Source organism: Corallococcus sp. AB038B, assembly GCF_003668955.1.
Taxonomy (GTDB): Bacteria; Myxococcota; Myxococcia; order Myxococcales; family Myxococcaceae; genus Corallococcus; species Corallococcus exiguus.
The window spans coordinates 129,164-140,961 of record NZ_RAWO01000019.1; the positions used below are offsets into that span (position 1 = coordinate 129,164).

9 protein-coding genes and 1 pseudogene are annotated in these 11,798 nt (G+C 69.4%); 6 read left to right on the forward strand and 4 right to left on the reverse strand.

Features of this window, described 5'->3' with window-relative positions; genetic code table 11:
- Positions 1–55: 55 nt before the first annotated feature.
- From D7Y04_RS40880 to D7Y04_RS40895, 4 genes are all read right to left on the reverse strand, one after another.
- Positions 56–1,345, reverse strand: a complete 1,290-nt coding sequence (locus D7Y04_RS40880; RefSeq protein WP_121762851.1) for a chitosanase — start codon at positions 1,343–1,345, stop codon at positions 56–58.
- A gap of 96 nt (positions 1,346–1,441) precedes the next feature.
- Positions 1,442–2,314 carry a hypothetical protein gene (locus tag D7Y04_RS40885; protein WP_121762852.1) on the reverse strand — a complete coding sequence of 291 codons (873 nt, stop codon included), beginning with the start codon at positions 2,312–2,314 and terminating at the stop codon, positions 1,442–1,444.
- A 7-nt stretch (positions 2,315–2,321) separates the two neighbouring features.
- Positions 2,322–2,912 (reverse strand): DUF350 domain-containing protein, encoded by a 591-nt coding sequence (locus tag D7Y04_RS40890; protein WP_233601810.1) that lies wholly within the window; start codon positions 2,910–2,912, stop codon positions 2,322–2,324.
- A 3-nt stretch (positions 2,913–2,915) separates the two neighbouring features.
- Positions 2,916–5,453: an HYR domain-containing protein gene (locus D7Y04_RS40895; protein WP_121762853.1), complete on the reverse strand. Its 2,538-nt coding sequence runs from the start codon at positions 5,451–5,453 to the stop codon at positions 2,916–2,918.
- A 266-nt stretch (positions 5,454–5,719) separates the two neighbouring features.
- Between D7Y04_RS40895 and D7Y04_RS40900 the strand changes: the two genes are divergently transcribed.
- From D7Y04_RS40900 to D7Y04_RS40925, 6 genes and pseudogenes are all read left to right on the forward strand, one after another.
- The gene (locus D7Y04_RS40900; protein WP_121762854.1) at positions 5,720–7,192 is read left to right on the forward strand and encodes a circularly permuted type 2 ATP-grasp protein; all 1,473 of its coding nucleotides are present in this window, start codon (positions 5,720–5,722) and stop codon (positions 7,190–7,192) included.
- Entirely contained in the window at positions 7,189–8,175 is a 987-nt protein-coding gene (locus D7Y04_RS40905) for an alpha-E domain-containing protein (protein ID WP_121762855.1), read from the forward strand. The genes D7Y04_RS40900 and D7Y04_RS40905 overlap by 4 nt, the downstream gene beginning before the upstream one ends.
- 11 nt (positions 8,176–8,186) lie before the next feature.
- The gene (locus D7Y04_RS40910) at positions 8,187–9,953 is read left to right on the forward strand and encodes a class II glutamine amidotransferase (protein WP_121762856.1); all 1,767 of its coding nucleotides are present in this window, start codon (positions 8,187–8,189) and stop codon (positions 9,951–9,953) included.
- Between the two features lie 113 nt (positions 9,954–10,066).
- A complete protein-coding gene (locus tag D7Y04_RS40915; RefSeq protein WP_147477307.1) occupies positions 10,067–10,714 on the forward strand; it encodes a hypothetical protein in 648 nt (215 codons plus the stop codon).
- Positions 10,715–11,121: 407 nt separating this feature from the next.
- Entirely contained in the window at positions 11,122–11,439 is a 318-nt protein-coding gene (locus D7Y04_RS46100; RefSeq protein WP_233601811.1) for a hypothetical protein, read from the forward strand.
- 10 nt (positions 11,440–11,449) lie between these two features.
- Positions 11,450–11,608 (forward strand): annotated as a pseudogene (locus tag D7Y04_RS40925) (SMI1/KNR4 family protein); the annotation flags it as partial.
- Between the last annotated feature and the right edge of the window lie 190 nt (positions 11,609–11,798).

Genomic DNA, 11,798 nt, shown 5'->3' on the forward strand with positions numbered 1-11,798 from the left:
GGTCATGCCATCCCGGGGCGCCCGCCGTCACGGCCCGTGTGCCGGACTGTCCTGTCTACTGGCAGGAGTACGTGTACGAGGACGGCGTGCTCCAGGTGCCATCCGGGTTGATGGCGCGCACGGTGTAGCCGCTCGCCGGGTAGGTGGTCCCCCAGCAGTCGCGGGCGCGCACGTCGTTGCGCAGGGCGGTGCCCAGGTCCCAGTTGCCCACGCGGCGCTGCTTCTCGTACGCGGCCACGCGGTCCACCGCCTCCACCCAGGTGGAGTCCGCCGCCAGCACGTCGCGGCGCTTCTCCAGGAACTTCTGGAGCCACGCCGTCTCCGTGATGCCGTTGTAGCCAATCACCGGCGCCACCTGGCCGCTGTTGCCCAGCGCCGTGTTGGCCTTGCGGATGAGGTCCTTCATGCCGTCGAAGCCGTGGTTGATGGATGCGTCGTAGAGCGCGGCCTTGGTGAGCGCCTGGGTGAGGCCCCACTTCGCGGCCTCGGTGAGGGTGGGCGTGTAATAGAGCGCGTCGCTCACCTGGTCCTGGCACTGCTTGAAGTCCGCCTTGGTGGCGGCGGTGTTGAAGCTGGCCGCCCAGTCGGAGGTCCAGTTGCCTACGGCATCCAGCTCCGACGTGGACGCCTGGGATTGGCCGGTGGACAGGAAGCGGTTGTTGATGACGGTGAGCGCGTTCCAGTACTTCGCCAGACGGTTGCCATTGGCCTCCGTGCGCAGGGCCCGGTAGCACTGCACCACCTGGATGGCGTCACCCGTGCCGGTGCAGAAGCCCGCGCGCCCGTTGGTGTATCCGCGCCCGTCCTGGATGTTCTCCGAATAGGCGTAGTCCATCGTGGGCGTGTCGTTCTCCCAGATGCTCGTCAGCCCTTCGGCCACCTTCTTCTGGTTCGCGGTGAGGCCGGAACCGCCGGGGGACGTGCCGCCGCAGCTGTCGGACTGGACCTTCACGTTGGCCGCGGTGAAGGACGTGTTGGAGGTGGAGGAGTAGTTGAACGTGTAGGACGCGTTCACGGCCACCGTCAGCGACGACGTGCGCGTGAAGGTGCACGTGCGGCCCGACTGCGTGTGCGTCCAGCCGGGTTGATCATCGTCACACGTCACGCCCGTAGGCACGTCGAGCGCGATGACCGGGTTGGCGATGGCCACCGTCCCCGTGTTCTTGAAGACGAGCGTGCCCCAGTAGTCCGGCCCGTTGTACGTATTCGTCGTCACCGAGTGCGTGCACGCGCCCAGCGCCTGCGCTGCCTCGGCCATCGCGGGAGACTCCGCGTCTGTCGCCGGGCCACAGCCGCTGGCCAGCGCCACCGTGAGGCCCATCATCCACGTCCGTGAAGCCGCCATGTGCCTGCCCCCGCTTGGGTATGGGGATGCCCGCGCTCGACGAGCATCCCGGATAGAGCAGGAATAGCTGTTTTTGCTGTGAATCGCCAGGGGCGCTCAGCCCTGCACGTCCGGCAGCGGCAGGACCCGCCACAGCTGCGGCTTGTCGTACTGCGGCGGAATCATCCCCAGAGGCCAGCCTTCGGCGGTGAGCTCCGCGTACTGGTACCCGCGCCCTCCGAAGGGGATTCGGGTGCCGGTGCCGGGCAGCCCCACGCCGATGGCCGCGTGCGCGAGCGCGTCCGAATAGAGCATCACCGCGTCCACGCCCACCTGCCGCAGCAGCATCAGCGCTAGCACCGCCTTGGAATCGCAGTCGCCCCGGTCCTGCGCGGGCACCAGCCCCGGCGGGACGATGCCGAAGGGCTCGTCGCCGGGCAGCTCGTAGCGGATGCGGCGCACGAAGCCGAGGATGAGCTCGGTGGCCTGCGCCGCGTCCAGGTCACGCTCGCGGATGGAGGTGGCGAAGCGCTCGCCGAGTACGCGCACCGGCTCCGCGTTGCTGCGCATCAGCTCCGCGTAGATGCAGCGCATGTCCGTGCCGCAGCCCGGAGGCGCCACGTAGGTGAAGCGCTCCGGGCCCATGGCTCGGTAGCGCAGCCGCACGCTGTAGTCGCGGTGGGCTTGCGCCAACCCGCGCTCCACCGTTTCGCCCAGTCCGTAGGCCAGCTGCTGACGGGCGGGCTCCATGCCTTCCACGCGCCAGTCATAGGACTTCGCGCGCTCCAGCGGCGTGTCCTCCGGCACCAGCACGATGCCCAAGTCCCGCATCGCCTCCTGCGGGTCCTCCGGGGAAACCTCCGTCCGCGGCTGGGGAGGATCCGGGAGCCGGCCCGCCTTCCGGGTCAGCACGAGCTCCCAGCTGGCGAAGGCCATGAGCGCGCCCATCAGCACCAGCGACAGCAGCGTCTTCCACGAGCGCACGGCCATGGCGGCTTCAGGCGGGCGCGCGCAGCACGCCAGTGGGCAACTGCGGGAAGGGGATGAGTCCGTTGAGCGCGGCCTGGAGGCCCGGCGCGGTGAGCAGCGCGATGACCAGCAGGAAGGCGCACAAGAGGAGCGCGGCGGCGATGTTGCCCCTGCGCACCTCCGCCAGCTCCTCGATGCCCGGCGTCATCTTGTCGAACAGCCGCACGCCCAGGGCGAGCACCGCCACGCCCACCGCCAGCGACAGCGCCACGTGCACCAGCGCCAGGCCCATCAGCTGGAGCACCGAGACGGCGGACACGGGCGGGTTCTGCACCGCCAGGTCCACCGCGTCGCTGGTGGCCTTCAGCGCGTGTTGCACGAGCAGGCCCAGCGACACGAGGCTCGTCGCGTGCACCAGCCCGGAGGCGACGTTGCCCTGGCGCAGCTCCTCCACGGGGTGGCTGTCCAGCAGGCGGCTCAGGCCGCGCATGCTCAAGCCGATGCCGAGCGCGGCCACGAGGCCGCCGAGGACGACCTTCACGAGTCCGACGACGAAGAGGGTGAGGTCCATGGGGCGCCGGGGACTGTAGCGGAAGTCCCCCTCGCCGCCACGGCCCATGGCTCACCCGCGCGGCTTGCCGTCCTTCAGACGGCGGCTGAGCGTCCAGGCGAGGGCGACGAGCGCGACCCAGCCCACCGCCGACTCCGGGCCGCTGCCCACCGAGCAGCCCAGGCCCTGCCGCATGCCGCTCGTCGGGTCGTACTCCACGGTCAGCTGGAAGTCGCAGAGCGACGCGTTGCCGGCCGCGTCGATGGCGGTGACCTGCACCGAGTGCAGGCCCGGCGCGAGCGGCGTGCCCACGACGGGGCTGTAGAGGAGCTCCGCTTCGGAGACGCTGTCGCTGGCGCTGGCGGACGGGTACTCCGCGCGGGTGCCGGACATCACCGAGGTGGTCAGCGTCTGGTCCTCCGGGCAGGTGAGCGCGGGCGGGCGTGAGTCGCGCACCCGGACCTGGATTTCGCACGTCGTGCTGTTGCCCGCGTCGTCCGTGCTGACGACGGCCACGCGGGTGAGGCCCAGCGGGAACAGGTCCCCGGACGCGTGTGTGCTGGTGACGGTGACCTTGCTGGAGAGGCTGTCGATGGGCGTGAGGTCCGGCCAGAACGCGTGCGCGCCCTCGGGCCCTTCCGCCTCCACGCGGACCTCGTTCACCTTGCAGGCCCGGCCGGGCCCCTGGTTGTCGTGGACGGTGACGGGGAAGGAGCAGGCGTGGACGTTGCCGGAAGCATCCTTCGCCGTCACGGTCATCTGGGTGGTGCCCAGGGGCAGCACGCTGCCGTTCTGCGGGCTGTACGTGGTGAGCACGTCCCGGCTGGTCTCGTCCACGATGCCCAGGCTCGGATAGTAGAAGGTGACGCCCCGGACGGACTGCGCGCTCACGGTGAGCTCCGTCGGGCAGCCATTGATGGCGGGCGCCGTCAGGTCCCGCGACGTCATCACCGTGGTGCAGTACGCGAAGCGGCCCTGATCATCCCCGGCCTGGTAGGTGATGGCCGTGGGCTGATGGAGCGGAAGCAGGTGCCCGTCCACGAAGGAAGAGCGGATCCACGCCCGGTCCGGCCCGGTCCGCAGCTCGGGCTTGGAGTTGAGCTGCACCGTGCCCTCCGGACGGTTGGAGGGAACGTCCTGGGCGGCCGGGCACACGAAGGTGGGTGCCGCCTCATCCCGCTCCATGCGCCACAGGGCGCGCGGCGTCCACGCGTCGCCGGCCGTCGTCAGGAGCGCGCCCTGGAAGGACACCAGCCCCAAGGCCAGCGTGAACGGGTTGCCCGAAGGCAGCCGCGTCAGCCGCGACGTGCCCGCGACCGTCCCATCCGTGCGCCACAGCTCGCTCGCCCCCGCCTGGGTCTGCACGATGAAGGCGAGCCCGCCCTCGAACACGGTGAGGCCTCGCAGGGACTCGTGTCCGGAGCCGAAAGGGCGCGGGAGGGGCACGGTGCCCGCCTCCGTGCCGTCCGTCACCCACAGCGTGTCACCGGTGGCGGCGCCCCGCGACACCACGTAGACGCGGCCGCCCGCCGGGACGAGCGCCACGTTCGAGGACCTCTCGAGCATCGTCCGGGGCAGCGCCTTCACCGGCAGGGTGCCCGCCTCGGTGCCATCCGTGCGCCACAGCTCGACGCTGTCCGGGATGTGGCTCACGAGGAAGAGGAGCGTGTCGCCCAGCGCGGTGAGGTGGTGGATGTTGGGCTCCGCCGCGGTGGTGGGCTCGAAGCCCGCGACGAAGACGGTGCCCGCCTCCGTGCCGTCCGACTTCCACAGCGCGCGGCCGTGCGCTGTGTCCTCCGCGGTGAAGTAGAGCGTGCCGCCCACGGCGGTGAGGTCGCGCGGCAGGGAGTCGCCGACGCCAGCGTGGATGTCGCGCACGCGCCGGGTTCCCGCCTCGGTGCCGTCCGTGCGCCACAGCTCGATGCCCTGCTCGTTCTCCGCGGAGAAGAAGACCGTGTCCCCCACGCGCGTGAAGCCGTCCACGTTCGCCGTGGCGAGGCCCGGGGAGATGTCCTTGAGGGGCACCGTGCCTGCCTCGGTGCCGTCCGACTTCCAGAGGTCGAACTCCGTCTCACCCATGGCCGCCGAGGTGAAGAGCACGGAGTCCCCGAACACGAAGACGGACGCCGGGTAGGCGACGCTGTCGAACCGGAAGGGGGTGAGCTCGCGCGTGATGCGGGTGCCCTCGCGCGTGCCGTCGCTCGTCCACAGCTCGCGTCCGGTCTCCGCCGACGTCGCGGTGAAGAACAAGCGGTGGGGCGTGGCGCGCAGCGAGCCCGGGTCGATGCGCGCGCCCGGAGGCAGCAGCTCCTCCTGCACGGAGCGGGTGCCCGTGGGTGTTCCGTCGGTCACCCAGAGGTCTGGGATGACGGACCCGGGGCTGGCGCCGTTGGAGAGGGACAGGAAGTAGAGGCGCCCGTTCAGTTCGGCCGTGGCCTGGGTGCCGGGCCCGTTGGCGTCGGAGGCGAGCCGGGGCTCGGAGGCGAGGTCCACCAACCGGCGCACGCTGACCGGATCCAATGGGACGGGCTCGCTCTGCGCGAACGCCGGGGCAGCGCCCACTGCCAACGCCAACGCCGAAAGCCACGCACGACCGCTGACCATCCCCATGCCCGCCTCCACGCCCGCCTGCCCGCCAACTGTCCTGCTGGGGGCGCACCGTCATCACGCCCCCGCCGGGCTACAACCCGCGCCCGGTCCGACTGTCCGACAGGTTGCGCACCGCCGGTGTCACACCCGTTTCATGTGTTCACCACCGGCCGCCGCCCTCGGGAACCCACACCGCGACGACCGGCTTCTGTCACACGCCCCCAGCCCCCGCTACAGTGCGGATGACGCATGGCGTCGTACGTCTTCGGTGACGAGGCGAGGTCCACATGAGGCAGCTGCAGGTCCGAGGACTCTTCGACGGGTACGCCATCCAGCCGGGCACCTGGGACGAGCTGTTGGGCACGGGCGACGCGCCCCGGGAGGACGTGCTGCGGCTCCTGGAGCGGCTGGGCTCGCGCGCTCCGGAGGAGTTCTCCCGGATGCAGGCGCTGGCGGAGCGGGCGCTGATGAACCAGGGCGTGACGTTCTCCGTGTACGCGGACCGGCGCGGCACGGAGCGCATCTTCCCCTTCTGTCTCATCCCCCGGCTGGTGTCGGCGGCGGACTGGGCGCACGTGGAGCGCGGGCTGGAGCAGCGTGTGCGCGCGCTGGGCCTGTTCCTGGACGACGTCTACGGCGAGCAGCGCATCTTCGAAGGTCGCCCGGAGCTCAAGGCCATGGTGCTGGGCACGTCCCAGTACCTGCCGAAGCTGCGCGGGGTGCGGCCCGCGGGCGGCGTGCGCATCCACATCGCGGGCATCGACCTCATCCGCGACGGGCAGGGCACCTTCCGCGTGCTGGAGGACAACCTGCGCACGCCGTCGGGCGTGTCGTACGTGATGGAGGGGCGGGTGCTCTCCAAGCGCGTGCTGCCGGAGGTGCTGGAGCGCACGCGAGTGCGGCGCGTGGACCACTATCCCGCCAAGCTGGCGGAGACGCTGCGCGCGTCGTCGCCGGAGGACCCGGAGCGCTCCACCGCGGTGGTGCTGACGCCGGGCCCGTACAACTCCGCCTACTTCGAGCACAGCTTCCTCGCGCGCACCATGGGCGTGGAGCTGGTGCACGGCGCGGACCTCTTCGTGGACGACGACCGCGTGTGGCTGCGCACCACGCGCGGGCCCAAGCGCGTGCACGTCATCTACCGCCGCATCGACGACGCCTTCATCGACCCGGAGGCCTTCCGCCCGGACAGCATGCTGGGCGTGCCGGGGCTGATGCGCGCGTGGGCCGCGGGCAACGTGGCGCTCGCCAACGCGCCGGGCAACGGCGTGGCGGATGACAAGGCGGTGTACGCGTTCGTGCCCGAAATCATCCGCTACTACCTGAGTGAGCCCGCGCTGCTCGCGCAGGTGCCCACGTACGTCTGCGCGCGAGAGGACGACCGCCGCTACGTGCTGGAGCACCTGGAGGAACTGGTGGTGAAGGCGGTGGATGAGGCCGGCGGCTACGGCATGTTGATGGGACCGCAGTCCACGAAGGAGGAGCGCGAGGACTTCCGCCAGCGCATCCTGGCCACGCCGCGCCGCTACATCGCGCAGCCGCGAGTGGAGCTGTCCACGTGCCCCACCTGGGACGCGTCCAGCGGCAGGGTGGTGGCCCGCCGCGTGGACCTGCGCCCGTACATCCTCACCTCGCCACAGGGGCCATGGGTGCTGCCAGGAGGACTGTCGCGCGTGGCGCTGCGCGAGGGCTCCTACGTGGTGAACTCCAGCCAGGGTGGCGGCTCCAAGGACACCTGGGTTCAGAAGGAGGACGCATGATTGCCCGCATCGCGGAGCACTGCTTCTGGTTGGGGCGCTACCTGGAGCGGCTGGAGAGCGTCGCGCGGGTGCTGCAGATGACGGATCAGCTGGCGCTGGACGCGGACCTGCCGGCGGACCAGTCCTGGATGCCGGCGCTGGCCATCTTCGGGGAGCGGGAGGCTTTCGCGAAGAAGCACGGCGCGAAGGCGGAAGCCGACGGCGAGAAGGTGCAGGACTTCCTCACCTGGGAGGATGACAACTTCTCCAGCCTGGTGGCCACGGTGGTGATGGCGCGGGACAACGCGCGCACCATCCGCGAGGTGGTCAGCCGCGAGTGCTGGGAGGTGACGAACGAGCTGTACCACTTCCTCACCGGCGAGGCGGGCCGGGCGGAGTACGCCGCGTCGCGCTTCGGCTTCTACCAGCACATCCGGCGCATGGTGCAGCTGTGCCTGGGCTTCCTGGACAGCACCATGCTGCACGACACGCCGCAGGAGTTCATCTGGCTGGGCGTGATGCTGGAGCGGACGGGGCAGACGTCGCGGCTGTTGGACGTGCACCACCACATCTTCAGCGAGATGAAGCACACGCACCGCGTGGTGGAGACGGCGCTGTGGCTGTCGCTCTTGCGCGCGTGCTCCGGCTTCGAGCCCTTCATGAAGAGCCACCAGGGCCGGGTGACGGGGGACGCGGTGGCGGCGTTCCTGTTGTTCGAGCCGCGCTTCCCTCGCTCCGTGCGCCACTGCCTGGAGTCCGCCTGGCGCTATCTGGGACACCTGTGTCCGGTGGTGGGCCGAGGGCAGCCGGGGGAGGAGTGCTTGAATCGGCTGGTGCCGCTGGTGGAGCAGCTGAAGCCCCAGACGCTGGAGGCGGAGGACGCGTCGGTGCACGCGCTGCTCACGCGCATGGTGGAGGGCACGGACGCGCTCTGCGCGAGCATCACCCGTGATTTTTTCGGCAAGGCCCCCGCGCAGGTGGGCACCCAGGAGATGGCCGGATAGAGTCCGCCGCCATGTTGAACCTGCTCGCGCTGTCCTTCGAGGGAGAGCTCGCCCCTGGTTTGGACTTGCGCTGCCTGGCCCCGGGACAGAAGCCGCCGGACGGCTGGGGCGTGGGCTACTACCCGGGCGGCGAGCTCGCGGCCACGGTGCTCAAGGAAGCCGCGCCCCAGCTGCACAGCCGCCGCAGCGAGCTGGTGGCCACGTGGGATCCGCTGGAGTCGTCGCTCTTGATGCTGCACCTGCGCACGGCGACATGGGGCCCTCTCACGGAGGCCAACACGCAGCCCTTCGTGCGCAGCGCCTGGGGCCGGGACTGGCTGCTCGGGCACAGCGGCAGCCTGGAGCAGCGGCTCCAGATCGCACCGGGGGCGCGCTTCGAACCGGTGGGCTCCACGGACTCGGAGACGCTGTTCTGCCGCTTCCTGGACTGGATGCAGGAGCAGGGCTGGCGGAGCCTGGGGGACGTGGACGCGCCCCGCCTGCGCGCGTGGCTGGAGGAGATGAACCGCCTGGGGCCGCTGACGCTGGTGGTGTCGGACGGCAGGGACTTGTGCGTGTACGCGGACCGCACGAACGCGACGCAGGCGTGGGTGTGGCAGGTGTCGCCGCCCTACGAGCGGCTGGTGCTGGGCGACGACGACGTGGAGTTGGACCTCACGCGCCGGGGAGCCAAGAGCCGCAAGGGCGTCATCGTCGCCACACACCCGCTGGGGTCGCGCACGGACGTGCCGACGAACTGGAAGCAGCTGTCGCCAGGGGCGCTGGTGCTGGTGCGCCAGGGGGCCATCCGCGTGGAGGTGCTGCCTCCGGAGGCGGGAGGGCAGGGCACGGTGGCGCCCATGATGGCGGCGGAGTTCGAGGCGCGAAGCCGCCTGCGCCGTCCGCCGGAGACGCCGGTGCGGGTGATGGACGTGTTGCACCGCACGATCTACCGCTACGAAAAGCCGGTGGAGCGCAGCTCGCACCTGTTGCGGCTGACGCCTCTGCACGACCGGCTCCAGTCGCTCTTGTCGCACGAGGTGTGGATGTCGGTGGGGGTGACGCGGTCGGAGTACGAGGACGTCTTCGGCAACCGTGTGCGCCGGGCGGTGGTGGACACGCCCTACACGGAGCTGGTGATGGAGGCCCGCTCGCGCGTGGAGCTGCGGGACACGGATCCGTTGGGATACCGGCCGCTGCACGTGCGCTCGGTGCTGCCGCTGGTGTGGATGCCGTGGCAGGCGAACATGCTCCAGCCGTACCTGCTGCCGCCGGAATTGCCAGACACGCAGCTGGAGGAGTTGCTGGAGTACGCGATGAGCTTCGCGCGCCGCAACGACTTCGACCTCTTGGACACGCTGCTGGACATCAACTACTCCATCTTCAAGGAGTACCAGTACGCGCAGGGCACCACGACGCTGAACACCACGGCCTTCAGCGTGTACTCGGCGCGCAGGGGCGTGTGTCAGGACTTCGCCAACGTGTTCATCTGCCTGGCGCGCCTGTTGGGAGTGCCGGCGCGCTACGTGTGCGGCTACCTCTACACGGGGCCCAAGCACGCGAACGCGGTGATGGCGGAAGCCTCTCACGCGTGGGTGCAGGTCTATCTGCCGGAGGTGGGGTGGAAGGGCTTCGACCCCACGAATGGCATCCTCACGCAGACGCACCACGTGCGCGTGGCGGTGGGGCGCCAGTACTCCGATGCGACGCCCACGACAGGCACCATCTACCTGGGCGGTGGTGGGGAGCAGCTGGAGGTGCTGGTCCGCTGCGAACCGGTGTCTTCCGAGGGGCAGTGAATCGGCTGTCCCAATTCAAGACCTATTTGGATGTATTCACTTGGGGTGTGGCTGGAACGGGGGTGAACATGGTCTGCTGCTCCTCTCTCGAACCCGTACGAGGAGTGATGTCCATGAAGCGCATCTTGTCATTGATGATTGCCACGTTGGCCCTGGCCTGCTCAGGCCCGGACATGCATGACGCAGGTGAGGAGGGTGGCGAATCCCTGGCCACCCAGGAGAACGCCGCGAGCTACTACGTCTGTGGTGCGCCGGTGTTCAACTGCCCGTCGGGCTACACCATCCTCAATCAATTCTGTTCGGCGCACTGCACGACGCTGGGCTATTCGTGTGCGACCTGGGGCTACAACGAAACCCTCTGTTACAAGCCGGATCCCATCACCGGAACCATCAGTGCGACGCCCACGAACGTGCGCATCAACCTGGATGTGACGCAGACGGGGACGACGAACGTCTGCTTCGACGTCAGCGGCATCTCCGAGGGAGAGGTCTGGCTGAGCGTGAACAACCAGTCCGAAGTGCTCTTTGCCCGTGGTGACAACTTCTGCCAGGCAGCGCCCTGGATCACGGCGGGCAACACCTTCGCGTTCAAGCTCTACTCAGGCAGGGCGCACACCACGCTGCTCGCCACCGCGACCGTGACGGGAGAGGGCTACCGCGGCGGCACCAATCCGCCCCCGCAGTGCGGCCCCTGCCAGTCAGGCTACTCCTGCTTCTGTGGAGACCGCGTGTGCCGCCGCGAAGGCACGATGTGTCCGTGATGTGAGCCACGAAGCCGGGGGATGACGCTGTCCCCCGGCTTCGTGCCGGAGCGGATTCTCCATTGGGCGCGATAGGGTGTGCGCTCATGACAGCAAAGGAAAACGCTCCCACTCGCCGTTCAGCGGTCCTGCTCGGGACGTTGCTTCTTGCGGCCTGCGCAGAAGGTCCAACGCACACGACCCCTGTCTCGGCTCGGAAGTGGGTAGGGCCTCTGGTGGCCGTGCCTGGTGGCGGGCAGTTCCGCACCATCGTCTACTATGGCCCGTGGCAATGCAGCTCGCAGTTCATGGCCTACTGCCGTGAGAAGTGCGGAGGGAGTGGATACGCTCTCCAAGGCTGCATGTGGCTCGCGGACGTGAAGATGGACTTTGAAGGCACGGTCGTTCGAGCTGGAAGCCGGTTCGGAATGACGAACTGCTGCTGCAACTACGGGACGCTCAGCCCCGCCCAGAACAAGGCTGCCCGCGACAAATGGGACGACAGCCGTCCAGAGTTCCGGGAGCAGTGGGCAAAGCGCTTTGCAGCGTGGCCCTCGGAGAACGGGGACCCCTACGAGGGGCATCACATCCGGGACCTCTGGCATGGAGGCAACCCCACGGACTGGGACAACATCCTGCCGTTTCCCAAGGACATCCATCAGACGCTCTTCAAACTCTACAACCAGTGTTACGCGAACTCGCCTCCGTGGACGAGCGTCGGCACGGACTATCCCTATGGAGCATAGGCACAAGGCGATGAACGAGCTGCTCGATGAGATATCGCGCCTCCACGTTCCCAACCCGCCTGCAACGCTGGAGCAACTGGGTGCGTTCGAGCAGCGCGTGGGCTGGCGTCTGGATCCGGACCTGCGCGCCTTCTACCTGCATTGTGATGGGGCCCGGCTGTTCGCGCAGAGGGATCCACTGTGGGACCCGGCACCATGCCTGGGAACAACTGCTCCGGCGCGTTCAGTCGCTCCGTAACCGTCCGGTGGACGTCGTGCCGGGACGCTTGAAGACAGGCCCCGGCCGTGCTCGGCGGGCGCCGCGAGGAGCGAGTTGTTCAGGGACTGAGCTGGAGGGGCGACTCGGGCGGGTCGGCGGT